We start from the raw sequence: 24,157 nt of genomic DNA, 5'->3' as shown, positions 1-24,157 counted from the left end.
AGAATCAGGGCCTGCCTGACGGCAGGCCGTTACCGGCCCGCACACAAAAAACCTGACAGTCCCATATCGAGCGCCGCCCCGGGCGGCGCTTCGCGGCGGTTCGGCGCCCCGATGAACCCGCTCCTACAGGTTGATGCAACGTGGCCATGTCTGGGAGGGCCTCTACGGACCCAGCCAGACCACCATGCCTCAATGCACCGAAGCCACTTCCCCGTCCGTCTGGCGATCATCCCGCGAAACCCGAATCATCATCACCGCTGCCACCGCCAAGACCAGCGGTAGCGCCAGCCCGGCGAAATACCCCGCAGGCCCGACGCTCTCCAGCACCCAACCTCCAATTGCCGAGCCGATGATCGCCCCCACGCGCCCTACGCCAATCGCCCACCCCGTGGCCGTAGCCCGCAATGCCGTCGGATAGGCCGTGACGATCAGGTAGTTCAGCGCCAGTTGCTGGCCGCCGATACCAAAGCCTGCCAACCCGATCAGCACGAACACCAGCGGCCATTGCTGCCCCGCCAGACCTAGGCCGATCGCCACCGCTATCCCCGTGGCGAGCATCACGAGCAAGATGCTGCGGGTGTTCAACCTGGGCAGCAAGATAGACAGCGGGATGGCGCAGGCGATGAACACGGCATTGACCGTGACCGTGCCGTAAGGCGCCAGGTCAGCAGCCAGGCCCGCCGACTTCAGCACTGTCGGCAACCACGACAACAGCATGAACCACGCGATCCAGTTGAACAGGTAGGTCAACCACACGGCGATGGTGTTGCGCGCCAGGCCATCCTTGAACAGCGCGCCGACACTCGCCTTGCTCACCGACTGCTCATGAATGGTCAGGCGCGCATGCTCAGGCACCCCCTGCCCGGTGATGCGTTGCAAGGTCTGGCGAACACGTTCGTCATGCACGCCCTTGGCCACTTGCAGTTGCATGGATTCGGGCAGCAGCACCAGTAGCACCAACAGGAGCACCAGCGGCGCGATGCCACCGATGAGGTAGATGCCCTGCCAGCCCAGCAGCGGCAGCAACTTGGCTGCCAGCAGGCCTCCCAGGATCGCGCCGCCCGGCAAGCCCAACAGCACCCCGGTGGTGATGGCGCCACGGTGACGTGCCGGGCCGTATTCTGCCGCCAGGGCCAGGATCAATGGGGTGGCGCCGCCCATGCCGAGCCCGGCGAGGAAGCGCAGCGAGACGATTTGCGTCACGTTCTGGGCAAAGGCGGTGGCCAGGGTGGCGCAGGCGAATAGCAGCACCGCGCCGAGGATCGTCGGGCGGCGCCCCAGGCGGTCACCCAGCAGGCCCAGGGACATGGCGCCCACCGCCATGCCGATGACCCCCGCCGTCATGACCGGGGCGAGTTCGCCGGGTGCCAGGTTGAATGCGCCCATGAGCGCGGGGCCCGTGTAGGCAATGGCCTGGGTATCGAAGCCGTCGAACATCGCTACCAGGAAGCACAGGCTGAATACCAGGATCTGATAGCGAGACAGGGGGGCTTGGTCGAGGGTATCCGGGAGGGAGCAGGTCGTGCTCATGTTGTAGTTATCTCCGCACGCGGCAAGGAAGCAGGGCTCTACACCGGGCGTTGGCCGGTGTCGCCTGGTGGCGAAAATCCTAGGTGGGGTGAGGTGTTGCTGGAAATACCTTTTCCATATCTCGCTATGCGTGGGAGGTATGGTGCGGGGGTACTGCTAGTGTTCGCCGGGAGGGATTCATCGGCTGTGAGATCGAGCGCCGCCCGCGCGGCGCTTCGCGGGTAAACCCGCTCCCACATTTGTTGCAACGTGGCCATGTCTGTTAGGCCATGGTTGTCAGCTTTGTGGGTATGGCTGGATTTTGATGTGGGCATTGCCGCCGCCCCACCTGTCTCAAGCCTCCCACCAAGGCGGGCAACCATGTCCTGACAGGTTCGGCACGTTGCAACAAATGTGGGAGCGGGTTTACCCGCGAAGCGCCGCGCGGGCGGCGCTCGATCTCGGCTCCCCTAAAACTCTGAAGCCTTAAGCCACCTGCACGCTCAGATTCGCCAGACTATCCCCCACCTGCTCCTCGACCTTCGACACGATATACGCCCCAATCGGAATCGCCGAAGTCGCCGCCGGCGAAGGCGCATTACACACATTCACACTGCGCGCCGTATTCACGAACAGGAAGTCATCGATCAGCTTGCCTTCATTGGACACCGCCTGTGCCCGCACGCCGGCAGGGTAGGGCTTGAGGTCTTCCTTGCGCAGGCTCGGGCAATACTTCTGCACGGTCTTCAGATACCCACCCTTGAACAACGAGTTCTTCATCTCGGTCAGTCCCGGGCGCAGGTTGTCCTTGAGCACCTTGCGAATGCCCTTGTGGCCAAGCATGCCGGCCAGGTCCGACAGCGACACATCGGCCTTGCGATAGCCCTCGCGCTTCATCGCCAGCACGGCGTTCGGCCCCACCGTGACGGTGCCGTCGATCATCCGCGTCAGGTGCACGCCGAGGAACGGCATCGACGGGTCCGGGATCGGGTAGATCAGGTGGTTGACGATCCGGTTGTGCTCGGGCGGCAGCAGGTAGTACTCGCCGCGGAACGGGCAGATGGTGAAGCCCGGCTCGACGCCGAGCATGCGCACCACGCGATCGGCCATCAGGCCCGAGCACGACACCAGGTAGCGGGTGGTGTAGGTCTCGTTGCTGGCCTGCACGACGATGCAGTCCGCGCGTTCGGTCAGGCCGGTGACTTCGCTGCCGAAGGCGATGGTGCCGCCTTTCTTCTGGAATTCGCGGGCCATCTGCGCGGTGATCTCGGCGTAGCTGACGATGCCGCTGGAGGGCACGAAGATGCCGCCCATGCCGACGATGTTCGGCTCGCGTTCGCGCAGCTCGGCGGCGCTCAGCCAGTGACGCTCCAGGCCATTGGCCGCGGTGCGCTCCCACAGGGCGCGCATGCGTTCCATTTCCAGTTCATTGGTGGCCACCAGCAGCTTGCCGCATTCGTCGTAGCGGATGCCGTGCTCATCGCAGAAGCGCTTGGTAGCGATGTTGCCTTGCAGGCAGAACTTGGCCTTGAGGCTGCCGGGGGTGTAGTACACGCCGGCATGGATCACGCCGCTGTTGTGGCCGGTCTGGTGCTGGGCCGGGCCGTTTTCCTTCTCGAGCACGAGCATGCGTGCCCCTGGATAGCGGTCAGCCAACTGCATGGCAGTGGACATGCCGACAATGCCGCCACCGATGATCACGAAATCGTACATGGGTCTGTTCCCTCGACACGACAACGGCCGGGAGTCCGGCCGTTGTCGTGTGGCGTATCAGTTGGAGGTCTGGCCGCGGTGGTGTTCCATTTTCGGGAAGCTGAAGTAGCCACGCTGGCGCATCAGCTCGCGGCGCAGGCCCGGGTGGGCGGTGAAGCGATCGCGACCGTGCAGCCAGAACAGGTTGTTGATCAGCAGGAACGAACCCACCGGCACCGGGATCGAGACCTTGGTCGAGCTGCCTTCGAGCGACTCGCCCAGCTGGAACAGCCAGGTGCCTTCCTCGTAGTTCTCCGGCTGCACGAACTGGTCGATGTAGCGCATGGTCGGGCGGCCGGCGGCGTCGGTGTCGAACACCGCGTGGAACACATCTTCGCGGGTGTTCTTGCTCGGTGGCGCGGTCCAGCGCATCACGCGGCGGGCCAGCGGGTGCTTGTAGAAGGTGTCCAGCTCGGTCCAGTCGTCCAGGTGCTGCAGCAGCGAGTTGCCGCCTTCCATGTTCTGCTCGTCGATCTTCATCATCAGCACGTAGTCGGTGATCTGGTTGACGAAGGTGCCATCGTTGTGGAGCTCCATGACGCGGTGCGGCTGGCGCAGGTAGCTGTCGGAGTTGTCGACGTTCTCGACCACGAAGCGGGCGTAGAACTGGCCGCTCATGGCGTCGAAGTTGGAACGGCCCAGCAGGTGCGCTACCGCGGTCGACAACTTAACCATGTCCTCGGCCTGGGTCACGTCGTCCAGGCCCTCCGGGACCACCAGCAGGCCGCCAGTGGCACGGTCGAGCAGGGTGTTGATGATGACCGGGCGCAGGGTGCCCTGGCAGATGTCATCGAGGATCTTGCCGACCTGGAAGCGCAGGAACGACTTGTACTCCAGCGCCTGTACCGGCCATTGCGCCACTGCCGCGACGAACGCGTCGACCGTGGCCTTGGACAAGCGCAGCTCCAGCAGGCGGTCGGACTGTTCGGTGGCCTGCAGGGTGAAGCCGTGCAGGGCAACGGGGTGGGGAACGGTAGGTGCGTCGATCTGGGTGAAAGCGTTCATGGCGACTCCTGGGCTGACCGGCGCGGGGTGGTGTGATGTGCGCCTGTGGCGAGAAATTATCGTCACTTTGTAAAAATGTCTACATTTTTAAATTATGTCTTTAAAAATAGGTTCCATCGACGCAAGGCGTGTCTGCCGGCATTTCCGGTATGATCCGCTGTGTCTCGCAATGGAACCCGTCGTATGGATGACCTTTCTCTGGCTGAACCCGCATCGGATGCCGCCTACGCGCGCCTGAAGGCCGACATCCTCCAAGGCGCCTACCGGCCGGGTGAAAAGCTGCTGATGAGCAACCTCAAGGAGCGCTACGCGCTGGGCGTGGGCCCGATGCGCGAGGTACTGGCTCGGCTGGTGGCCGAACGCCTGGTGAGCTCGGTCAACCAGAAGGGTTATCGCGTGGCGAGCATGTCGCTGGAAGAAATGCGCGATGTGTATGAAGCCCGCGCGCATCTCGAGGCGATGATAGTCGGCCTGGCGGTCGAGCGCGGCGACGAGGCCTGGGAGGCTTCGATCATCGCGCGCTCGCATACCTTGTCGAAGGTGGTGGAGCTGCACAGCCCACAGGAAATGGTCGAGATCTGGGATGCCCGGCACAAGGCGTTCCACAGCGCCATCGCCAGCGGCTGCGGCTCCAAGAGCCTGTTGCAGGCCCGTGCCTTCCTCCAGGACCAGGCCGAGCGTTACCGGCAGATCTGGCTCAAGCGCACGGTGCTGTCGGAAGATGCGCTGCGCCTCAAGCGTGCCGAGCACGCCGAACTGGTCGAGGCGATCATCGGCCGCGACGCGGACAAAGCCAGCCGGATGATGCTCGACCACCTGCTGACCCCGGTGCCGATTCTCACGCAGATCATCGAAAACGAAGAAGGCCTCTGGTAGAGGCCTTCTTCGTCAGCTTCAAGCCTGGCCTTCGGCCAGCAGGTGCTCGAGGTAGTGGATGTTCACCCCGCCCTCGGCGAACCCCAGGTCGCGGGTCAGCCTGCGGTGCAGCGGGACGTTGGTCTTGATGCCATCGACCACGATTTCTTCCAGCGCATTGCGCATGCGCGCCATCGCCGCATCGCGGTTCGGCCCGTGGCTGATCACCTTGCCGATCAACGAGTCGTAGTTGGCCGGCACCCGATAGCCGCTGTACAGATGCGAGTCGACGCGGATGCCGTTGCCTCCCGGCGCATGAAACTGCTTCACCTGGCCTGGGCAGGGCATGAAGGTGTCGGGGTCCTCGGCGTTGATCCGGCACTCGAAGGCATGGCCCTGGACCTTGACCTGATCCTGGCGGATCGACAACGGGTTGCCGGCGGCGATGCTCAGCATCTCGGCGACGATGTCCACGCCGGTGATCATCTCGGTCACCGGGTGCTCGACCTGCACCCGGGTGTTCATCTCGATGAAGTAGAAGCGCCCGTCCTCGTACAGGAACTCGAAGGTGCCGGCGCCGCGGTAGCCGATTTCGATGCAGGCCCGCACGCAGCGCTGCAGCACTTCGGCGCGGGCCTGCTCGTCGATGCCCGGGGCAGGGGCTTCCTCCAGGACCTTCTGGTGGCGACGTTGCAGCGAGCAGTCGCGGTCGTACAGGTGAATGGCGTTGCCCTGGCCGTCCGACAGCACCTGCACCTCGACGTGGCGCGGGTTGCCGAGGAATTTCTCCAGGTAGACCATCGGGTTGCCGAACGCCGCACCGGCTTCGGTGCGGGTCAGCCGGGCCGACTTGATCAGGTCTTCCTCGCGCTGCACCACGCGCATGCCACGGCCACCGCCGCCGCCTGCGGCCTTGATGATCACCGGGTAGCCGACCTCGCGGGCGATGGCCAGCGCCGCCTGTTCGTCCTCGGGCAGCGGGCCGTCGGAGCCGGGCACGGTGGGTACGCCGGCGCGTTTCATGGCGGCCTTGGCCGAGACCTTGTCGCCCATCAGGCGGATGGTCTCGGCGGTCGGCCCGATGAAGGCGAAGCCGGAGCGCTCCACCTGCTCGGCGAAGTCGGCGTTCTCGGCCAGGAAGCCATAGCCGGGGTGGATCGCCGTGGCCCCGGTGACCTCCGCCGCGGCGATGATCGCCGGCACGCTCAGGTACGACTGCGCCGACGGGGCCGGGCCGATGCACACGGTCTCGTCGGCCAGGCTCAGGTGCATCAGTTCGCTGTCGGCGGTGGAGTACACGGCCACGGTGCGGATGCCCAGTTCCTTGCAGGCCCGCAGCACGCGCAGGGCGATTTCGCCACGGTTGGCGATCAGCACCTTGTGCAGGATTTCATGTGCCATGGTCGGGCCTCAGACGATGGAGAACAGGGGCTGGTTGAACTCGACCGGCTGGCCGTCCTCGACCAGGATCGACTCGATGGTGCCGCTGGCGTGGGCCTCGACATGGTTCATCATCTTCATCGCCTCGATGATGCACAGGGTGTCGCCCTTCTGGACCACCTGGCCGACTTCGGCGAACACCGGCGCCTCGGGCGAACCCTTGCGGTAGAAGGTGCCGACCATCGGCGCGAGCAGGGTGTCGCCCTTGAGCCGAGGATGCTCGGGCGCGGCCTGTTCGGCTGGCGTGGCCAGCGGCGCGCTGCCGGCGGCGCCGCTGTGGAAGTGCTGGATCGGGGTCTTGTTGTGGCGGCTGACGCGGATGCTGTTGTCGCCTTCCTTGATTTCGAGTTCGTCCACGTCGGACTTTTCAAGGATGGCGATCAGGGTGTTGAGCTTCTGGATATCCATGGGAATTCGGTCTGCGTAATGAGGGGAGGGCGTTCAGGCGGCACGCGGGGCGCGCACGAGCACGCCCTCGCGGCTCAGGGCCTGGCGGATGGCGTGGGCGAAGGCGGCGGCACCGGGCTGGTCACCGTGGATGCACAGGGTGTCGGCGCGCACCGGCACGCGGCTGCCGTCCACGGCCACCACGTGGCCTTCGCGCAGCATGCACAGCACCTGGGCGACCGCCTGCTCGGCGTCGGTGATCATCGCGTCGGCCTGGCCACGTGGGGTGAGCGAGCCGTCGGCCTGGTAGGTGCGGTCGGCGAACACTTCATGGCGCACTGCCAGGCCAAGGGCCTCGCCGGCGTCGGTCAAGGTGCTGTTGGCCAGGCCGTACAGGTACAGGCCCGGGTCGAAGTCGCGTACCGCTTCGCAGATGGCGCGGGCCAGGGCCGGGTCGGCTGCGGCCTGGTTGTACAGCGCGCCATGCGGCTTCACGTGCTGCAGCGTCGTGCCTTGGGCCTGGGCGAAGCCACTCAGCGCGCCGACCTGGTACAGCATGCATTCGTAGGCTTCATCCGGGCTGAGGCTCATCTTGCGCCGGCCGAAACCTTGCAGGTCGGGGAAGCTGGGATGGGCACCGATCGCGACCCCGGCGGCAATCGCCGCCGCCACGGTCTGGCGCATGATGCGCGGGTCGCCGGCATGGAAACCGCAGGCGATGTTGGCCGAGGTGATCTGCGCCAGCACCGCCTGGTCGTCGCCCAGGCGGTAGAGGCCGAAGCCCTCGCCCAGGTCGCTGTTGAAGTCGATCTCAGGCATGGGCACGCTCCAGTTGGGCCAGAAGCCGCGCCCGGCTTACTGCCAGTTGCTGGGCATGGGCCAGGGTGGTGAGTTCGAAGCGCACGGTTTCGCCTGGCAAGCGCTGCGCCAGCAGCGGCAGGTCGGCGCTGATGACGTGGGCGATGCGCGGGTAGCCGCCGGTGGTCTGGCGGTCGGCCATGAGCACGATGGGCTGGCCGTTGGGCGGCACCTGCACGGTGCCGAAGGCCACCGCTTCGGAAAGCAGCTCCAGCGGCTGGCGCAGCGCCAGGGCAGGGCCTTGCAGGCGGTAGCCCATGCGCTCGGAGTCGTTGCCGATGGTGTATTCAGCGCTCAGCAGGTGCTGCTGCGCCTCATCGTCGAAGTGTTGCCACTCGCTGCCCGGAACGATGCGGATGGGTGCGAGGGCTTCGCGTTCGAGGGCGCGTGTCAGGCTCGCCGGCAGCACGATGCGCGGGGCGTTGCGAAAGCTCGAGGCAAAGCCCAGGCGGTCGCCGGCGGCCAGGGCGCGACCGAGCATGCCGTCATAGGCGCCGCGGCGGTAGGTGCTGACGCTGCCCAGCACCGGTTCGACGCTGAAACCGCCGGCCACCGCCAGGTAGGCACGGGCGCCGGCCTTGCGCTGGGCGAACGTCAGCACTGCCCCAGGTGTGACCCGCACGGCCCGGTTGGGCGGCAGGGGCTGGCCGTCGAGGCTGGCGCCCAGATCGGCCCCGGCCAGGACGATGAGCGCACGGGCATCGAAGCGCAGGGTCGGCCCTTGCAGGGTCAGTTCCAGCGTGCCAAGGCCCAGCGGGTTGCCGACCAGCAGGTTGGCCAGTTGCTGGGCGAGGGCATCCATCGGCCCGTTCACCGGTACGCCGATGTGCTGGTAGCCGGTGCGGCCGGCGTCCTGGAAGGTGGTGCACAGGCCGGGTTTGAGTACGACGAGGCTCATCACGGGTGCTCCTGTTGCGACAATGCGGCGAATTGCCCAGGCTCGATCGGCACGAAGCGCACCTTGTCGCCGCTGTGCAGCAGGCAAGGTTCGCCGCGGTAGGCGTCGAACATCTTCAGCGGGGTGCGGCCGATCAGGTTCCAGCCACCCGGCAGCTCCAGCGGGTAGATCACCGACTGGCGGTTGGCCAGGCCGATGCTGCCCGGCGCCACCTGGGTGCGTGGGCTCGCCCGCCGCTGCGGGTCGAGCCGTGGGTCGAGCACGCCAATGTAGGGGTGCCCGGGGGCGAAGCCGACCATCAGCACGTCCAGCCACTGGCCGCTGTGCAGATCGATCAGCGCTTGCGGCGTGAGGCCCAGGCCCTGTGCGACCGCGTCGAGGTCGGGGCCATGCTCGCCGCCGTAGCACACCGGGATCTCGATCAACCTGGGCGCGCTGGCCTGGCTGTCCTCGTCCTGGCGCAGCACCGCCTCGACCTGGGCCGCGAGGGCGTCGAACGGGCATTCGTCGCCCTGGCAGGCGACCTGCTCGGGGCGGTAGTGCACGCCCAGCGAGACCATGGCCGGGACGATATCGGTGATGCCCGGCAGCAGGCCTTGCCTGGCTGCTGCATCGAGTTGCCGGGCGCAACGGGCCACCTGGCGGTTGGTCTCGGCGCTGAGCACAGCGCCGAATGTGACGACCAGGCAGCTGTCCCCGGCCGGGGACAGCGTCCAGGCCTGAACCGGGTCGCTGCCCAGGGGGTGCAAGGATTTCAACATGTTCATCTCGTTTACCTCGGTGCGCGCGTCAGCGCTCGAGCTGGTGCCCTGCGGTTTCCTTGAGGAACAGCAGCGACAGCAGGCTCAGTGCCGCGGCACCGGCCAGGAAGTAGCCAGGCATCAGCAGGTTGCCGGTGGCCCCGATCAGCGCCGAGGACAGGTACGGCGCCAGGCCGCCACCCATGATCGCGCCCAGGTTGATGGCGATCGCCATGCCGGTGTAGCGCACTCGAGTGGGGAACTGCTCGGCGTAGGTGGGGTAGCCCACCGACTGGATGATCGGCATCGGCAAGGTCGCCACCAGCAGCGCCAGGGCGGCCATCCAGATCGACGCACCGTTCATCAGCATCATCATCGGCACCACCAACAGGATGTAGCCGGTAAAACCGATGGCCAGGGTACGCCGGCGTCCGAGGCGGTCCGACACGCCGCCCCAGAACGGCATCATCGCGGCTACCAGGAAGCTGATGCAGGCGATGGTCCAGTAGACGTGGGTCTTGTCGAACTTCAGGTACGTGGTCAGGTAGATGTTCATGAACACAATGCCGATGAAGTAGCCGACGTTCTGGCCGAAGGCCAGGATCACCACGCGTACCACGCTGCCCAGATGCTTGCGCATCACCTCGCGTACCGGTGCCGCAGGCGGTTTGTCCTTTTTCAGGAAGGCCTGGTACTCGGGGGTTTCCTCGACATTGTGGCGCATCTTGCAGGACAGGATCACCAGCGGCACGCAGAGAAAGAACGGGATGCGCCAGCCCCATTCCTGCAGGGCCTCGGGGCTGAGCAGCAGGGTCACCACGCCACACACGCAGGCCGCGGTGCCGCCGCCGAGGGCCACGCCGACCGGGGTGAAGGCACCGAAGAAACCACGCCGGTGTGCAGGAGAGGATTCGGCGACGAACGCTGCGGCGCCCACCACCTCGGCCCCGGCGAAGAAGCCCTGGGCAAGGCGGATCAGCACCAGCAGGATCGGCGCCAGGATGCCGGCCTGCGCCGCCGTCGGCAGGAAGCCGATCAAGGCGGTGGACAAGCCCATGCCGATCACCGTGGTGAGTAGCACGCCCCGGCGGCCGATGCGGTCACCCAGGCGGCCGAGCACGATGCCGCCCAGTGGGCGGGTGAGGAACGCACTGCCGAACACGGCCAGCGAAGCGAGCAGGGCGGCGGCGGGGTTGTCGCTGGGGAAGAACAACGGCGCGATGACCGCGGCCATGTAGCCATAGACGCCAAATTCGTAGTACTCGACGGCGGTACCGGTGGAGGCGGCGATAGCGGCCTTGCGGCTGACCGAACGGCTATCGCTGTGGACGGGGGCTGCAACGGTGGAAGGCGCAGGCACGGAGCCCGGACCCTCTGGGGCTAGTACGCAAGACATAGATCACCATTCACGGAACCAACGGATTGTTAGTAAGGCGGTCAGGGCCGCCTGTTTTTATGTGTCTGCACGGGGCAAACCGGTTGTGATGGGCAGTAAGCAAGGCAGCGCAGTGCACGGGCTGCGCGGTGTCATTTCTTTATTAGAGGTGCAGCGCCGACTACTGATTCGGCGCCGCGTGGTCCGTCACTTGGCGAACAGCTGGCTCATGTCCTTGAAGGCCTTGAACTCCAGGGCATTGCCGCACGGGTCGAAGAGGAACATGGTGGCCTGCTCGCCGACTTGGCCCTTGAAGCGCACATAGGGCTCGATGACGAACTTGGTTTCACGCGCCTGCAGGCGGTCGGCCAGGGCTTCCCACTCTTCCCAGCCGAGGATGATGCCGAAGTGCGGCACCGGCACGTCGTGGCCATCCACGGCGTTGGTGTGCGCCGATTCCTGGCTGGCGGTCTTGGGGTGTTCGTGGATGACCAGCTGGTGGCCATAGAAGTCGAAGTCGACCCAATGGTCGCTGGAGCGGCCTTCGGCCAGGCCGAACAGGTCACCGTAGAAAGCGCGGGCGGCCGGGAGGTCGTATACAGGGATTGCCAGGTGGAAAGGGGAGAGACTCATCAGGGGGCTCCAGTCTTGTCGTTTTGATGAGGCGCTCGGGGCCGGTCGAGTTCGGCCAGGTGCCCTACGCCTTGGAGCCATCTTAGGGGTAGCCGACAGACAAAAAAAACAATATATTTTTTTGAAATTCACAAAGAAAATTTATCAATGATCCGTGAACTGAAAACCCTGGTGGCCGTGGCCAGGGAGGGAACTTTCGCCGCTGCCGCGCAGAAGATTGGCCTAACCCAGGCAGCGGTGAGCGCGCAGATCGCCCGCCTGGAAGCCGAACTGGGCCTGGAGCTGTTCGACCGTACCGGGCGCAGCGCGCACCTCAATTCGGTCGGCTACCAGACCCTGCACCAGGCCCAGGAGCTGATCCGCCTGTACAACACCCTGGGCTCCCCGGTGCCTGAGACCCAGGCCCCGCAACTGCTGACCCTGGGCGCCATCGCGTCGGTCCAGCGCATGCTCCTGCCCGGTGCCCTGGCGCGCTTCCACCAGCAGTGGCCGAACCTGCGTTCGCGGGTGCTGCCAGGGTTGTCGATGGAACTGCTGGACCAGGTCGATGCCGGTGAGATCGACCTGGCGGTGATCATCCACCCGGCGTTCGCCTTGCAGAGCGACCTGAAGTGGCGGCCGCTGGCCAACGAGCCCTACCGCTTGCTGGTGCCGAAGAAGGCGCCCCAGGAGGACTGGCGCGAATTGCTCGCCAGCCAGCCGTTCATCCGCTACGACCGAGCCTCGTTCGGTGGGCGCCAGGTCGATCGCTTCTTGCGCAGGATGCACTTCACCCCGCGCGAGGTGTGTGAGCTGGATGAACTCGAGGCGATCGGCAAGCTGGTGGCCAATGGCGTCGGCGTAGCCATCGTCCCCGAGACCGTCGGGCACAAAGCCTGGCCGGCCGGAGTGCGGGCCCTGGACCTGGGCGAGCACACGTTCTATCGCGACATCGGCCTGGTGCACCACTCCAGCCGCAGTCCGAACGAGCCGGTGATGGTTCTCGCCGGGCTGCTCGAGGCCCAGGCTGGAAAGGTGGCGCCGACCGCCGGCTGATACCCGCTCAGGAGCGTGGGGGTAACTGCAGGCGGGCGAATACGGGCAGATGGTCGGATATCTGCAGGGTGTCCTGCTGCAGCACCTGGGCATCCTGGCGCAGCAGCCGCGGGCTGTGCAGCAGGTAGTCGAGGGTGCGGTCGGGCCCGCTGGCTGCCGGGTCGTTGGGGTAGTGGGTCAGCCAGGCGTCGCGCTCGGCGCCACTGGCTTCGGCATTGCTGGGGATCATCGGGTACTTGTCCCACAGCAGGTGCAGATCGCTGTCGGCGGGGTAGGCGCTGCGCAGCGCGGGTGGCAGGCGTCGGTACTGGCCCAGCGGCAACAGGTTGAAGTCGCCGCCGATCAGCCACGGCGTGCCCTGGCCTTCCAGGCGGTCGAGGACCTTGGCCACATGGCTCACCTGGCGCCGTTGCAGGTCGCTGCCGGGTTGGTAGGGAGACAACCGGGTATTGAGCACCGCCAGGCGAGCGCCACCTTCGATGGGCAGATAGCTGACCAGCAGTGCCGGCTGCGGCTGCAACAGGCGCTGCAGAGGATTGCTGGCGGCGTTGGGCAGGCTCAGGCGCTCGGCCTTGCTGATGGGGTAGCGGCTGAGGGTGGCCAGGGTCCGACCGACGCTGCCGAGGATGTGCCGGTCGGGCACCAGGCCGGCCTGCCAGTCGTAGGCCTGGGCGGCGCAGGGGTAGAGGTCGGCCAGGCGTTCGCGCAGCAGCGCCAGCTGGTCCTGGTAGTCGGTGGCCTTGGCGTTCTTGTCCAGCTCCTGCAGCAGCACCAGGTCGGGTTGCTGGGTGCGGATGACCCGGGCCACTTCATCGAGGTTGAACGCCAGGTCCTCGGCGCTGGGCCGGGTATCGTCGCCGTGGCCCTGGTCGTACCAGAACACGTAGCGCTTGCCGGCCAGGTACTGCACGTTCCAGGTCATCACCTTGAGCGCCTGGCCCGGTTGCAGTGGCGCGGGGTTGCCCTGGCAGGCCACCGGCACCGACTCGCGCGGCGCGGGCTGCCAGCCCAGGTGGTTGGCGAGCAACCACAGCAGGGCCAGCAGCAGGATGAGCAGGAGCAGGACGTTGCGCAGTAGTCGGGTCATCGGCTCGGCTTGTCGGTGCGAATGGCAGCCAGCATAACCGAGCCGTTCGTCGGCCGGCCAGCCTAGGCGCCTGCTTCGGACTCCAGCAACATGAACAGGCGATACAGCACCACGGTGATGAACAGGCTGAGGAAGCCGTTCAGGCTGTTGAGCAGTAGCTCGACGCCCGCTGCAGGTTCGGGGAACGCGGTCATCAAAAGCGCATCGATCAACCACAGCGGTGCCAGCACTGCCAGCAGGCACACCAAGATGCGCAGGAAGTTGCCGGTGGTCATGGCCGCGCTGGCCCGCATCGCCTGCATCACCGGCATGCCGCGCAGCACCAGCAGGTACTCGGCGAACACCAGGTTGATCATGATCCAGATCCCTGGAATCACCAGCAGCGCCAGGCCGGCGATGATCAACAGGAAGCTGATCACCAGCAGCAACACCAGCGGCGCCCAGAGTTGCGCGGCGCGCGCGAGCAAGTCGCGGTTGGCGATTTCCTGGCCATTGCTGCGGGTGTCGAGGTAGAGGATCAGCGCGGCGTTGTACAGCGGATACAGCACCAGGCCCACCACGGTGGCGGCGGCCATCGCCGCGCGCTCGCTGAGCTGGCTTTGCAGCAGTTGGGCAAGCAGCGACTCGAGCACGATCAATGGCAGGCACAGGGTGACGATGTTGCCCAGGTGGCGGCGGAAGAAGTAGAGGGAGTCGCGCAAAACGCTAAGCGGATTCATGGGTCGACATCACAGGACAGTCAAAACAGGGGCCTAACTTTAGCCCAGCGCAGTCATTTGCTGAAAAAACTTTCACCGTTCGGATGATTGAATCCATTGCCCGCGCGCCCCATCTTGACGGTGTCCGATGTCCCGCTTGCCCATGAGGTAGCCCATGAACACTGAAGAACAAACCCTGATCGATGGCCTGTTCGGCCGCATCAAGCAAGCCGAAGACCCGAGCCAGCCGCGTGATGCCCAGGCCCAGGCACGCATCGAGGAACACCTGCGCCAGCAGCCAGCGGCGCCGTACTACATGGCCCAGGCGATTCTCGTACAGGAAGCGGCGCTCAAGCGCCTGGACGAGCAGAACAAACAGCTCGAGGCCGAACTGCAGCAGGCCCGCGCCCAGGCCGAGGCCAGCCGTGGGCAGGCCAGCAGCGGCGGCGGTGGCTTCCTGTCCGGGCTGTTCGGCTCCGGCTCGCGTAGCCCGGCGCCGCAGCCACAGGCGCAAGCGCAGTCTCAAATTCAACCCCAGGCGCCGCGCCCAATGGCGCCCGGCGGTGGCTGGCGTGAGCCGTCCGCCCCTGGCTACGCCGCTCCCCAGGCCCAGCAGCCCGGTTTCGGCGCCGCGCCGGCCCGTGGCGGTGCCAGCAGCTTCCTCGGTGGCGCCATGCAGACGGCGGCTGGCGTGGCCGGCGGCGTGCTGCTGGCCCAAGGCATCAGCAGCCTGTTCAACCACCATTCGCAGCCCGAGGAAGTGGTCGAGGTGATCAAGGAAGAGCCGGTGCCGGCCAGCGACAGTGGCGGTTGGCAGGACCAGGGAGGTCAGCAGCAGGTCGCCGACAATGGCGGCTGGGGCGACCAGGGTGGCTATGCCGACAATGGCTACGACAGCGACTACGGCAACGATGATGGCGGCTTCTTCTCCGACGACGACTCCTACGTCTGACGGCTCTGGCATACTGCGGGCATTTTCGGGGCGCGACGCGCCCCATTCTGCCGAGGGTATGTCGTGAAGAAGATCGCGTTGTTCGCCGATGTGCAGAACCTCTACTACACCGTGCGCCAGGCGCACGGTTGCCATTTCGACTACACCGCGTTGTGGGCCGACGTCAGCCGCGAAGGGCAGATCGTCGAGGCCTTCGCCTATGCCATCGACCGCGGCGACAGCAAGCAGCAGCAATTCCAGCAGATCCTGCGCAACCTGGGCTTCGAGGTGCGGCTCAAGCCGTTCATCCAGCGCAGCGACGGCTCGGCCAAAGGCGACTGGGACGTGGGCATCACCCTGGATGTGATCGACGCCGCCAGCCGTGTCGACCAGGTGGTGCTGGCTTCCGGCGATGGCGATTTCGACCTGTTGCTCGAGCGGGTGATCCAGCGTCACGGCACCGAGGCAGTGGTGTATGGCGTGCCGGGCCTGACGGCGTTGTCGCTGATCCGCGCCGCCAGCCGCTACGTCCCAATCGAGGGCCGCTTGCTGCTGCGCCATTGACCTGCTCATACGTGCCATCCCCCGCCCTCCCTGTAGGAGCGGCTTCAGCCGCGAACACCGGCCTAGCCGGTGCCATCCCCCGCAATACAGCCAAAGTGTGCCGGTGTTTTACTCCACTTTTGTAACTAATTTTTGCACCGCCCGCGCACTAAACTGGGGCACCCGTAAACGGATTTCAGAGTACCCCTGCCATGCCTGCCTCCCGCCGCGTCCCGCTGTTGCTAATCGGCGCCTTCCTAGCCCTGTACCTCGTCTGGGGCTCCACCTACCTGTTCATCCGTATCGGCGTAGAGTCCTGGCCACCGATGCTGATGGCGGGCGTTCGCTTCATGCTCGCAGGTGGGCTGCTCTACGCGTTCCTGCGCTGGCGCGGCGTGCCCGCGCCAACCTGGCCGCAATGGCGGGCAGCGGGGGCGATCGGCTTCTTGCTGCTGAGCTGTGGCAACGGCGGTGTGACCGTTGCCGAGCATGCAGGGGTCGCTTCGGGCGTGGCGGCACTCGCAGTGGCGACCGTACCGCTGTTCACCTTGTTGTTCGGTTTGTTGTTCGGCCACCGTAACTCGCGCCTGGAATGGGCCGGCATCGCGCTTGGGCTGGTCGGCATCGGCCTGCTCAACCTGGGCTCGAACCTGCAGGCCAGCCCTGTCGGCGCGGCGCTGATCCTGTTCGCCGCAGCGTCCTGGGCCTTTGGCTCGGTGTGGAGCAAGTCGCTGCCGCTGCCCGCCGGCCCCATGGCCAGTGCCGCAGAAATGCTCGTCGGTGGCGCGGTGCTGTTGATCGGCAGCGCCGTGTCGGGCGAGCGCATGACGCAGATGCCCAGCGCTGCCGGCTGGGGCGCACTGGCCTACCTGGTGCTGTTCGGCTCCATCCTGGCGTTCAGCGCTTACATGTACCTGCTCAAGCACGTGCGCCCGGCTGCCGCCACCAGCTACGCCTACGTCAATCCGGCGGTCGCGGTGCTGCTGGGGATCGCCTTCGCCGGCGAGCGGATCGGTGCCGAGGAGTGCCTGGCCATGGCGGTGATCATCAGCGCGGTGGTGCTGATCGGCCTGCCACAGTGGCGCCGCCCGGCGCAGCCGCTGCAAGGGGAAATCTGCAAGTAGGGCAGGGCATTGCGGTAAACTTGCCGCCTTCGCTGAACCCCCTGACGGTATTGCCATGAATTTCGCCAAACTCGGCCTGATCGAACCTCTGCTGCGCACTTTGCAGCAGTTGGGCTACAACTCCCCGACCCCGGTCCAGGCCCAGGCCATCCCTGCCGTGCTGGCCGGTCGCGACCTGATGGCCGCGGCCCAGACCGGCACCGGCAAGACGGCCGGCTTCGCCCTGCCGGTGCTGCAGCGCCTGGCCCTTGAGGGCGAGAAGGTCGCCAGCAATTCGATTCGCGCCCTGGTGCTGGTGCCGACCCGCGAGTTGGCCGAGCAGGTCCATGCCAATATCCGCGAGTACGCCGAGAACCTGCCCCTGAGCACCTACGCGGTGTACGGCGGGGTCAGCATCAACCCGCAGATGATGCGCCTGCGCCGTGGTGTCGACCTGCTGGTGGCGACCCCAGGCCGGTTGCTCGACCTGTTCCGCCAGAACGCCATCAAGTTCAACCAGGTGCAGACCCTGGTGCTCGACGAAGCCGACCGCATGCTCGACCTGGGCTTCGCCGAGGAACTGCAGGCCGTGTATGCCGCCTTGCCGCGCAAGCGCCAGACCTTGCTGTTCTCGGCCACCTTCTCCGAGCAGATCCGCATGCTCGCCGGGCTGGCGCTGAACGACCCGCTGAGTATCGAAGTGAGCCCGCGCAACGCCGCCGCCACCACGGTCAAGCAATGGCTGGTGCCTGTGGACAAGAAGCGCAAGGCCGACCTGTTCTGCCACCTGCTGCGCAAGCAGCGCTGGAAACAGGTGCTGGTATTCGCCAAGACCCGCAATGGCGTCGACCAGCTGGTGGAGCGCCTGATGGGCGAGGGCGTGAATGCCGACGGCATCCATGGCGACCGTCCCCAGGCCACGCGCCAGCGCGCCCTGGACAGCTTCAAGGCGCGTGAGGTGCAAGTGCTGGTGGCCACCGATGTCGCCGCCCGCGGCCTGGACATCGACGACCTGCCGCTGGTGGTCAACCTGGATTTGCCGATCGTCGCCGAGGACTACGTGCACCGCATCGGCCGTACCGGCCGGGCGGGCAACAAGGGCGAGGCGATCTCGCTGGTGTGCGCCGATGAGGTGCAATTGCTGGCGGCCATCGAGACCCTGACTCGCCAGACCCTGCCGCGTCATGAAGAGCCGGATTTCATTCCCGATCACCGAGTGCCGATGACCGATGCCAGTGGCCAGGTGATCAAGAAGCCGAAAAAGCCCAAGAAGCCCAAGGAAAACAGCGCCAAGCGTGGCCTGGGGCGCTGGATGGACAGCGAAGAGTCTGGCGCTGCCACGCCGCCGGTCAAAGCGGTGCGCAAGGTGCCGAGCTTCAATGGCGGGCCGCGCAAGCGCAAGCCATGAACCCAAGCCTCACCCCGCCCCCCCTGTAGGAGCGGGTTTACCCGCGAACAATGCAACGCGGTGCCTGGCACCGGCTCCGCCGGTGTTCGCGGGTAAACCCGCTCCTACAGGGGGCGGCGTCAGGCTCGGTACTTCAGCCAATCGGCTGCAGCCCGCCCAGCCCGCAACCCACTGGCAAAGCACGCCGTCAGCAAATACCCGCCGGTCGGCGCTTCCCAGTCGAGCATCTCGCCGGCACAGAACACCCCCGGCATCGCCTTCAGCATCAACCCGGCATCCAGGCCCTCGAATCGCACGCCGCCGGCACTGCTGATCGCCTCGTCCAGCGGCCGCGTGCGCACCACGGTAATGGGCAACGCCTTGATCGCCTGCGCCAACGCCTGTGGGTCGGCGAAGGTCGCTGCATCGGTGAGTTCACGCAGCAACCCCGCCTTGACCCCATCAAGACCGAGCTGCCCTTGCAGGTGCTTGGCCATCGAGCGCGATCCACGCGGCCTGGCCAGCGCTTTGGCAACGTTATCCACAGGCTTGTCCGGTAGCAGGTCGAGCAGCAGTGTCGCCTGCCCATCGCGGGCGATGGCGTCGCGCAGCGGTGCCGACCAGGCATACACCAGGCTGCCTTCGACACCTTGCGCGGTGAGAATGAACTCGCCCCTGCGCGATGGCCTGCCCGGCATGCCCAAGGCGATGTTCTTCAACGGCGCGCCAGCGAACTTGTCGCGCAGCACGGCGCTCCAGCCCTCGACCTCGAACCCGCAGTTGCTCGGCCGCAACGGTGAGATATCCACAGCCTGCTCGGCCAGCACGGGCTGCCAGGCGCCATCCGAACCCAGGCGTGCCCAGCTGGCGCCGCCGAGGGCGAGCACCACGGCGTCGGCGCGCAGTTGCAGTTCGCCCTGTGGATAAGCGATCCGCAAGCTGCCGTCGCTGCTCCAGCCCAGCCAGCGATGGCGGGTGTGGATAACCACGCCGCTGTCGCGTAGGCGTTTGAGCCAGGCGCGCAGCAGTGGCGCGGCCTTCATGTCGGTGGGGAACACTCGGCCCGAGGTGCCGACGAAGGTATCGATGCCCAGGCCGTGAATCCACTGGCACAGGGCCTCGGCGTCGAAGCCGCGCAACAGGGCGTCGATCTCGCCCTGGCGCTCGGCGTAGCGCGCCACGAACTGTGGATAAGCTTCCGAGTGGGTGATGTTCATGCCACCCACCCCGGCCAGCAGGAACTTGCGCCCCACCGACGGCATGGCGTCGAACACCTGTACCGCCAGGCCCGCCTGGGCCAGGGCTTCGGCAGCCATCAGGCCGGCGGGGCCGGCGCCGATGACGACGGCGAGGGGAGGGGATGCGGGTGGCTGATCGGACATGGTGGGCGGCAGGCTGTGGAAAAGAGTCGGTATTCTAGCCCAGCGCGGCCATCGGAAGCACTGTACAAAAAACGATCAGTATTCTGCAGCCCAGGCTAGCCGAGGGTTGCAGCGGCTTTCCCGCAGGTTATCCACAAGCGGTTCCACAGTCATTGTGAACAACCTAGGACGCGGGCCGCGCTGTGGTGGAGGATGCCGTGGCGTCGTGCCAGGGCTTCGCGGTCCTTGCTGTAGCCACCGCCGATCACGCCGACCACCGGGATATCCCGCCCCAGGCAATGACGCAGCACTTGCTCGTCGCGCGCGGCCAGGCCCGCGTCGGTCAGTTGCAGGTAGCCCAGGGCATCGTCCTTATGCACGTCGACCCCGGCGTCGTACAGCACCAGGTCGGGGCGATACAGCGGCAGCAGGTAATTCAGGGCATCGTCCACCACCTTCAGGTAGGCGGCGTCGCCCATGCCCCGTGGCAGTGGAATGTCCCAATCGCTGTGGGCCTTGCGCGCCGGGAAGTTCTGCTCGCAGTGCAGCGACACGGTGATCGCCTCCGGGGTGTCGTGGAGGATGCGCGCGGTGCCGTCGCCCTGGTGCACGTCACAGTCGAAGATCAGCACCCGATGCACGCGGCCGGCTTCGAGCAGGTAGCGGCTGATGACCGCCAAGTCGTTGAAGATGCAGAACCCGGCCGGGTGGTCGTAGTGGGCGTGATGGGTGCCGCCGGCCAGGTGGCAGGCGATACCGTGTTGCAGGGCCATTTCGGCAGTGAGCAGCGAGCCGCCGACCGCGCGCACGGTGCGCCGGGCCAGGGCCTCGCTCCAGGGCAGGCCGAGGCGGCGCTGGTCTTCGCGCGATAGCTCGCCGCTCATGTAGCGTTCGATGTAGTCGCGGTCATGGGCCAGGGCGAGGATGTCGTTGGGGCAGATCTCCGGGCGCAGCAGCGCTTGGTTGCTGACCAGCCCGCTGTCGACCAGGTGGTCGCGCAGCAGGCGGAACTTGTCCATGGGGAAGCGGTGCTCGGCGGGGAACTCCGGGCTGTAGTCGTCGTGGTAGATCAGCGGCAACGGCATGGGGTATTCGCAACGGGGGCCAGCGCTGATCTTGCCAGTTGTGTCGGGTGGGTGCCATGGTGCGGCAGGGTTTTTAGGTGTGTGGGTGGGTGGCTGGTGTGGGCCAGAAGCCGCAGCACACCTCTCCCGTCGAACACCCCCAATCCCACACTCTCCACTAAACTCAGAGCACATGCCCACGGAGCCTGTCGATGAGCCCCATCCTCGAGCTGCACAGCGCCCGCCTGTTGCTGCGCCAATGGCAGGATGACGACCTGCGCGAGTTCGCCGCGATGTGCGCCGACCCACAGGTGATGCGTTACTTCCCCGCCCCCCTGACGCGGCTGGAAGCGGCCGCGCTGATCGGCCGTATTCGCGGGCATTTCAACGAATACGGTTTCGGCTTGTGGGCGCTCGAACGGTCCGACAGCGGCGCCTTCATCGGCATGACCGGGCTGCTCAACGTCAACTTCGAGGCGCCCTTCGCCCCTGCGGTGGAAATCAGCTGGCGCCTGGCGCGACGCCACTGGGGCCTGGGCTTCGCCAGCGAGGCGGCGTGGACCTGCCTGCGTTGTGCTTTCGCCCAATTGCGCCTGGAGCAGGTGGTGTCGTTCACTACCGAGGCCAACCTGCCCTCGCAGAAGGTCATGCAGGCCATCGGCATGGTCCAGGACCTCGCAGGCAGCTTCGAGCACCCGCGCCTGCCCAGTGGCCACCCGTTGCGCCCCCATGTGCTCTACCGCATGGACCGCGCCCATTGGGAGCAGACCCTGCGCACTGAATGACCTGGCATGCGCGGCGCCAATGACAAACCCTGTATCATTCGCCCCTGTGAGCGCAGTCGTGCTGTGATGCCTAGCGAGGAGAATTTCCAATGAGTCATGTGCTGGACGACTTGGTCGACCTGTTGAGCCTGGAGTCGATCGAGGAGAACCTGTTCCGTGGGCGCAGCCAGGACCTGGGCTTCCGCCAACTGTATGGTGGCCAGGTGCTGGGCCAGTCGCTGTCGGCGGCCAGCCAGACGGTGGAGGATGCGCGCCACGTGCATTCGCTGCACGGCTATTTCCTGCGCCCGGGCGATGCCACCTTGCCGGTGGTCTATTCGGTGGACCGCGTGCGCGATGGCGGCAGTTTCAGCACTCGCCGCGTGACGGCCATCCAGAAGGGCCAGACGATCTTCACCCTCAGCGCGTCGTTCCAGTACGACGAGGAGGGCTTCGAACACCAGTCGCAGATGCCCGACGTGGTCGGCCCGGAAAACCTGCCGACCGAGGTCGAGCTGGCCCAGCCCATGGCCCACCTGCTGCCTGAGCGCATCCGTGACAAGGTGCTGTGCGCCAAGCCGATCGAAATCCGCCCGGTGACCGAGCGCGATCCCTACAACCCCAAGCCGGGCGACCCGGTGAAGTACGCCTGGTTCCGCGCCGATGGCGTGCTGCCGGACGTGCCGGCGCTGCACAAGTACCTGCTGGCCTACGCCTCGGACTTCGGCCTGCTGACCACTTCGCTGCTGCCCCACGGCAAGTCGGTGTGGCACCGCGACATGCAGATCGCCAGCCTCGACCACGCGCTGTGGTTCCACGGCAACCTGCGTGCCGACGACTGGCTGCTGTACGCTACCGACAGCCCCTGGGCCGGCAATGCCCGGGGTTTCTGCCGCGGCAGCATCTACAACCGCGCCGGCAAGCTGGTGGCGTCGTCGACCCAGGAAGGCTTGATCCGTCATCGCAAGGACTGGGCATGAGCCTCGGCCAGATCCGTAACTGGGTGTTCGACATGGACGGCACCCTGACCGTGGCGGTGCATGACTTCGCCGCGATTCGCGTGGCCCTTGGCATTCCCCCTGAGGACGACATCCTGACCCACCTGGCGGCCCTGCCGGCCGAGCAGGCGGCGGCCAAGCATGCTTGGCTGCTGGAGCACGAGCGCGACCTGGCGGTGGCCTCCACCGCCGCCGATGGCGCGGTGGCATTGGTGCGCGAGCTGGCCGGGAGGGGTTGCCGCCTGGGCATCCTCACGCGCAATGCGCGGGAGCTGGCGCATGTCACGCTAGAGGCCATCGGCCTGGCGGATTGTTTCCCGGTCGAGCATATCCTCGGGCGTGACGAGGCGGCGCCGAAGCCTAGCCCGGATGGTTTGCTGAAGATCGCCGATGCCTGGGGCGTGGCAACCAGCGAGATGGTGATGGTGGGGGATTATCGTTTCGACCTGGATTGCGGGCGGGCAGCCGGGACGCGCACGGTGCTGGTGAATCTGCCGGACAATCCGTGGCCTGAGCTGGCGGATTGGCATGCGGCGGATTGCCGGGCGTTGCAGGGGATGTTGGGCTGACATTCGGGTAGCCAGTGCGGGCCTCTTCGCGGGTAAATCGCAGCGGCGAAGAGGCCCGCACTGGCTATGCTGAACCCTTGTCTTCCCCCTCAATGGAACTCCAGCCATGACCAGCAAGGCCATCTACGTGAAACCCGGCGGCGGCTACGACAAGGTCGAAGTCGGCACCTGCGAGGCCCCAGCGCCCAAGGCCGGCGAGATCACCGTGCAGCTGCACGCCAGCTCCCTCAACTACCACGACTTCGCCGTGGTCAGCGGCATGTGGGGGCCGAGCGAGCGGCGTATTCCCATGGCCGACGGTGCCGGCGAAGTGATCGCCGTCGGTGCCGGTGTGAGCGAGTTCAAGGTAGGCGATAACGTCGTCAGCACCTTCTTTCCCGATTGGCTCGACGGCCAGGCCAATGTCGAAGGCTTTGCTCGGGTGCCCGGCGACGGCATCGACGGCTATGCCCGCGAACAGGTCACCGCCCGCGCCACATCCTTCACCGTGGCGCCGCAGGGTTTCAGCCACGCCGAGGCTGCCACCCTGACCACCGCTGGCCTGACCGCCTGGCGCGCGCTGATGAGCGATGATCACCTCAAACCAGGCGATACCGTGCTGGTGCAAGGCACCGGTGGGGTGTCGATCTTCGCCTTGCAGTTCGCCAAGCTGGCCGGCGCCACGGTGATCGCCACGTCGTCCAGCGATGCCAAGCTCGAACGCCTCAAGGCCCTTGGCGCCGACCACCTGATCAACTACCGCAGTACCCCGGCCTGGGGCGAGAAGGTGCGTGAGCTCACCGGCGATCGCGGCGTCGACCATGTGATCGAAGTAGGCGGTCCGGCGACCCTGGAGCAGTCGATGACCGCCGCACGGATCGGCGGGCATGTGTCGCTGATCGGCATCCTCACCGGCGTGGCCGGGCAGTTGCCACTGGTGCAGGCGCTGGTCCGGCAGATCCGCCTGCAAGGCGTGCTGGTGGGCAGCCGCGCGCAACAGCAGGCGATGGTCCGGGCGATCGACGCCAATGGGCTGCGGCCGGTGGTGGACAAGCACTTCGAGCTGGAGCAGATCGTCGAGGCCTTCCGTTACCAGGAGAGCAACCGGCATTTCGGCAAGATCTGCCTGACGTGGTGAGGCGATTGTAACGGTTGCCCGACAAGCCAATACATTTGCGCACATCGG

24 protein-coding genes are annotated in these 24,157 nt (G+C 66.3%); 10 read left to right on the top strand and 14 right to left on the bottom strand.

The window, feature by feature from the left end; all coding sequences use genetic code 11:
- Window positions 1-189: 189 nt before the first annotated feature.
- The 3 genes from IAE37_RS22235 to glaH form a co-directional block, all read right to left on the bottom strand.
- A complete protein-coding gene (locus IAE37_RS22235; RefSeq protein ID WP_201177034.1) occupies window positions 190-1,530 on the bottom strand; it encodes an MFS transporter in 1,341 nt (446 codons plus the stop codon).
- Between the two features lie 465 nt (window positions 1,531-1,995).
- Window positions 1,996-3,222, bottom strand: a complete 1,227-nt coding sequence (gene lhgO, locus IAE37_RS22230; protein WP_201177033.1) for an L-2-hydroxyglutarate oxidase — start codon at window positions 3,220-3,222, stop codon at window positions 1,996-1,998.
- A 57-nt stretch (window positions 3,223-3,279) separates the two neighbouring features.
- Entirely contained in the window at window positions 3,280-4,266 is a 987-nt protein-coding gene (gene glaH, locus IAE37_RS22225) for a glutarate dioxygenase GlaH (protein WP_201177032.1), read from the bottom strand.
- A 183-nt stretch (window positions 4,267-4,449) separates the two neighbouring features.
- Here glaH and csiR point away from each other — a divergent pair, with 183 nt between their 5' ends.
- Window positions 4,450-5,142, top strand: a complete 693-nt coding sequence (csiR, locus tag IAE37_RS22220) for a DNA-binding transcriptional regulator CsiR (RefSeq protein WP_201177030.1) — start codon at window positions 4,450-4,452, stop codon at window positions 5,140-5,142.
- 18 nt (window positions 5,143-5,160) lie between these two features.
- Here csiR and accC read toward each other — a convergent pair whose 3' ends face one another.
- The 7 genes from accC to IAE37_RS22185 all read right to left on the bottom strand — a co-directional run bounded on the left by accC (window position 5,161) and on the right by IAE37_RS22185 (window position 11,452).
- On the bottom strand, window positions 5,161-6,510 hold the full coding sequence (gene accC, locus IAE37_RS22215) for an acetyl-CoA carboxylase biotin carboxylase subunit (protein WP_201177036.1): 1,350 nt from the start codon (window positions 6,508-6,510) through the stop codon (window positions 5,161-5,163).
- 21 nt (window positions 6,511-6,531) lie between these two features.
- Window positions 6,532-6,969 (bottom strand): acetyl-CoA carboxylase biotin carboxyl carrier protein, encoded by a 438-nt coding sequence (gene accB / locus IAE37_RS22210; RefSeq protein ID WP_201177028.1) that lies wholly within the window; start codon window positions 6,967-6,969, stop codon window positions 6,532-6,534.
- A gap of 33 nt (window positions 6,970-7,002) precedes the next feature.
- On the bottom strand, window positions 7,003-7,767 hold the full coding sequence (locus IAE37_RS22205; RefSeq protein WP_201177026.1) for a LamB/YcsF family protein: 765 nt from the start codon (window positions 7,765-7,767) through the stop codon (window positions 7,003-7,005).
- A complete protein-coding gene (locus IAE37_RS22200) occupies window positions 7,760-8,704 on the bottom strand; it encodes a biotin-dependent carboxyltransferase family protein (protein WP_201177024.1) in 945 nt (314 codons plus the stop codon). Before IAE37_RS22200 ends, IAE37_RS22205 begins: the two co-directional genes overlap by 8 nt.
- The gene (pxpB, locus tag IAE37_RS22195; protein WP_236410095.1) at window positions 8,704-9,465 is read right to left on the bottom strand and encodes a 5-oxoprolinase subunit PxpB; all 762 of its coding nucleotides are present in this window, start codon (window positions 9,463-9,465) and stop codon (window positions 8,704-8,706) included. Before pxpB ends, IAE37_RS22200 begins: the two co-directional genes overlap by 1 nt.
- A 28-nt stretch (window positions 9,466-9,493) precedes the next feature.
- On the bottom strand, window positions 9,494-10,804 hold the full coding sequence (locus tag IAE37_RS22190) for an MFS transporter (protein WP_328822767.1): 1,311 nt from the start codon (window positions 10,802-10,804) through the stop codon (window positions 9,494-9,496).
- 222 nt (window positions 10,805-11,026) lie between these two features.
- Entirely contained in the window at window positions 11,027-11,452 is a 426-nt protein-coding gene (locus IAE37_RS22185; protein WP_201177018.1) for a VOC family protein, read from the bottom strand.
- Between the two features lie 147 nt (window positions 11,453-11,599).
- Here IAE37_RS22185 and IAE37_RS22180 point away from each other — a divergent pair, with 147 nt between their 5' ends.
- Entirely contained in the window at window positions 11,600-12,487 is an 888-nt protein-coding gene (locus tag IAE37_RS22180) for a LysR family transcriptional regulator (RefSeq protein ID WP_201177016.1), read from the top strand.
- Window positions 12,488-12,494: 7 nt separating this feature from the next.
- Here the strand turns inward: IAE37_RS22180 and IAE37_RS22175 are convergent, their stop codons facing one another.
- The gene (locus IAE37_RS22175) at window positions 12,495-13,574 is read right to left on the bottom strand and encodes an endonuclease/exonuclease/phosphatase family protein (protein ID WP_201177014.1); all 1,080 of its coding nucleotides are present in this window, start codon (window positions 13,572-13,574) and stop codon (window positions 12,495-12,497) included.
- Window positions 13,575-13,636: 62 nt separating this feature from the next.
- Window positions 13,637-14,293 (bottom strand): YciC family protein, encoded by a 657-nt coding sequence (locus IAE37_RS22170; RefSeq protein WP_201177012.1) that lies wholly within the window; start codon window positions 14,291-14,293, stop codon window positions 13,637-13,639.
- 154 nt (window positions 14,294-14,447) lie between these two features.
- On the opposite strand from IAE37_RS22170, the gene IAE37_RS22165 reads away from it, so the two are divergent.
- The 4 genes from IAE37_RS22165 to IAE37_RS22150 all read left to right on the top strand — a co-directional run bounded on the left by IAE37_RS22165 (window position 14,448) and on the right by IAE37_RS22150 (window position 18,257).
- Window positions 14,448-15,224, top strand: coding sequence for a DUF2076 domain-containing protein (locus IAE37_RS22165; protein WP_201177010.1), 777 nt, complete (start codon window positions 14,448-14,450; stop codon window positions 15,222-15,224).
- 63 nt (window positions 15,225-15,287) lie between these two features.
- The gene (locus tag IAE37_RS22160) at window positions 15,288-15,767 is read left to right on the top strand and encodes a LabA-like NYN domain-containing protein (protein ID WP_133330296.1); all 480 of its coding nucleotides are present in this window, start codon (window positions 15,288-15,290) and stop codon (window positions 15,765-15,767) included.
- A 191-nt stretch (window positions 15,768-15,958) separates the two neighbouring features.
- Entirely contained in the window at window positions 15,959-16,870 is a 912-nt protein-coding gene (gene yedA / locus IAE37_RS22155) for a drug/metabolite exporter YedA (protein ID WP_201177008.1), read from the top strand.
- Window positions 16,871-16,925: 55 nt separating this feature from the next.
- Window positions 16,926-18,257 (top strand): DEAD/DEAH box helicase, encoded by a 1,332-nt coding sequence (locus tag IAE37_RS22150; protein ID WP_201177006.1) that lies wholly within the window; start codon window positions 16,926-16,928, stop codon window positions 18,255-18,257.
- 119 nt (window positions 18,258-18,376) lie between these two features.
- Here IAE37_RS22150 and IAE37_RS22145 read toward each other — a convergent pair whose 3' ends face one another.
- Complete coding sequence (locus tag IAE37_RS22145; RefSeq protein ID WP_201177004.1) at window positions 18,377-19,618, bottom strand: TIGR03862 family flavoprotein; 1,242 nt, start codon at window positions 19,616-19,618, stop codon at window positions 18,377-18,379.
- A 149-nt stretch (window positions 19,619-19,767) separates the two neighbouring features.
- Window positions 19,768-20,682, bottom strand: coding sequence for a histone deacetylase family protein (locus IAE37_RS22140; protein ID WP_201177002.1), 915 nt, complete (start codon window positions 20,680-20,682; stop codon window positions 19,768-19,770).
- A gap of 191 nt (window positions 20,683-20,873) precedes the next feature.
- Between IAE37_RS22140 and IAE37_RS22135 the strand changes: the two genes are divergently transcribed.
- The 4 genes from IAE37_RS22135 (at window position 20,874) to IAE37_RS22120 (ending at window position 24,109) form a co-directional block, all read left to right on the top strand.
- Window positions 20,874-21,446, top strand: a complete 573-nt coding sequence (locus IAE37_RS22135) for a GNAT family N-acetyltransferase (RefSeq protein ID WP_201177000.1) — start codon at window positions 20,874-20,876, stop codon at window positions 21,444-21,446.
- 89 nt (window positions 21,447-21,535) lie between these two features.
- Complete coding sequence (gene tesB, locus IAE37_RS22130) at window positions 21,536-22,405, top strand: acyl-CoA thioesterase II (protein WP_201176998.1); 870 nt, start codon at window positions 21,536-21,538, stop codon at window positions 22,403-22,405.
- Window positions 22,402-22,992, top strand: a complete 591-nt coding sequence (locus IAE37_RS22125) for an HAD family hydrolase (protein ID WP_201176995.1) — start codon at window positions 22,402-22,404, stop codon at window positions 22,990-22,992. Before tesB ends, IAE37_RS22125 begins: the two co-directional genes overlap by 4 nt.
- A 106-nt stretch (window positions 22,993-23,098) precedes the next feature.
- Window positions 23,099-24,109: a zinc-dependent alcohol dehydrogenase family protein gene (locus tag IAE37_RS22120; protein WP_201176993.1), complete on the top strand. Its 1,011-nt coding sequence runs from the start codon at window positions 23,099-23,101 to the stop codon at window positions 24,107-24,109.
- Window positions 24,110-24,157: the final 48 nt, after the last annotated feature.

The sequence above is a fragment of the Pseudomonas sp. S31 genome (assembly GCF_016648105.1).
GTDB lineage: Bacteria > Pseudomonadota > Gammaproteobacteria > Pseudomonadales > Pseudomonadaceae > Aquipseudomonas.
This window is presented reverse-complemented; position numbering and strand designations above follow the sequence as displayed.

What these genes read in the sequence shown, in the direction of transcription:
- IAE37_RS22235 (WP_201177034.1), bottom strand. Translation starts at nt 1,530, where the DNA reads ATGAGCACGACCTGCTCCCTCCCGGATACCCTCGACCAAGCCCCCCTG.
- lhgO (WP_201177033.1), bottom strand. Translation starts at nt 3,222, where the DNA reads ATGTACGATTTCGTGATCATCGGTGGCGGCATTGTCGGCATGTCCACT.
- glaH (WP_201177032.1), bottom strand. Translation starts at nt 4,266, where the DNA reads ATGAACGCTTTCACCCAGATCGACGCACCTACCGTTCCCCACCCCGTT.
- csiR (WP_201177030.1), top strand. Translation starts at nt 4,450, where the DNA reads ATGGATGACCTTTCTCTGGCTGAACCCGCATCGGATGCCGCCTACGCG.
- accB (WP_201177028.1), bottom strand. Translation starts at nt 6,969, where the DNA reads ATGGATATCCAGAAGCTCAACACCCTGATCGCCATCCTTGAAAAGTCC.
- IAE37_RS22205 (WP_201177026.1), bottom strand. Translation starts at nt 7,767, where the DNA reads ATGCCTGAGATCGACTTCAACAGCGACCTGGGCGAGGGCTTCGGCCTC.
- IAE37_RS22200 (WP_201177024.1), bottom strand. Translation starts at nt 8,704, where the DNA reads ATGAGCCTCGTCGTACTCAAACCCGGCCTGTGCACCACCTTCCAGGAC.
- pxpB (WP_236410095.1), bottom strand. Translation starts at nt 9,465, where the DNA reads ATGTTGAAATCCTTGCACCCCCTGGGCAGCGACCCGGTTCAGGCCTGG.
- IAE37_RS22185 (WP_201177018.1), bottom strand. Translation starts at nt 11,452, where the DNA reads ATGAGTCTCTCCCCTTTCCACCTGGCAATCCCTGTATACGACCTCCCG.
- IAE37_RS22180 (WP_201177016.1), top strand. Translation starts at nt 11,600, where the DNA reads ATGATCCGTGAACTGAAAACCCTGGTGGCCGTGGCCAGGGAGGGAACT.
- IAE37_RS22175 (WP_201177014.1), bottom strand. Translation starts at nt 13,574, where the DNA reads ATGACCCGACTACTGCGCAACGTCCTGCTCCTGCTCATCCTGCTGCTG.
- IAE37_RS22170 (WP_201177012.1), bottom strand. Translation starts at nt 14,293, where the DNA reads ATGAATCCGCTTAGCGTTTTGCGCGACTCCCTCTACTTCTTCCGCCGC.
- IAE37_RS22165 (WP_201177010.1), top strand. Translation starts at nt 14,448, where the DNA reads ATGAACACTGAAGAACAAACCCTGATCGATGGCCTGTTCGGCCGCATC.
- yedA (WP_201177008.1), top strand. Translation starts at nt 15,959, where the DNA reads ATGCCTGCCTCCCGCCGCGTCCCGCTGTTGCTAATCGGCGCCTTCCTA.
- IAE37_RS22150 (WP_201177006.1), top strand. Translation starts at nt 16,926, where the DNA reads ATGAATTTCGCCAAACTCGGCCTGATCGAACCTCTGCTGCGCACTTTG.
- IAE37_RS22145 (WP_201177004.1), bottom strand. Translation starts at nt 19,618, where the DNA reads ATGTCCGATCAGCCACCCGCATCCCCTCCCCTCGCCGTCGTCATCGGC.
- IAE37_RS22140 (WP_201177002.1), bottom strand. Translation starts at nt 20,682, where the DNA reads ATGCCGTTGCCGCTGATCTACCACGACGACTACAGCCCGGAGTTCCCC.
- IAE37_RS22135 (WP_201177000.1), top strand. Translation starts at nt 20,874, where the DNA reads ATGAGCCCCATCCTCGAGCTGCACAGCGCCCGCCTGTTGCTGCGCCAA.
- tesB (WP_201176998.1), top strand. Translation starts at nt 21,536, where the DNA reads ATGAGTCATGTGCTGGACGACTTGGTCGACCTGTTGAGCCTGGAGTCG.
- IAE37_RS22125 (WP_201176995.1), top strand. Translation starts at nt 22,402, where the DNA reads ATGAGCCTCGGCCAGATCCGTAACTGGGTGTTCGACATGGACGGCACC.
- IAE37_RS22120 (WP_201176993.1), top strand. Translation starts at nt 23,099, where the DNA reads ATGACCAGCAAGGCCATCTACGTGAAACCCGGCGGCGGCTACGACAAG.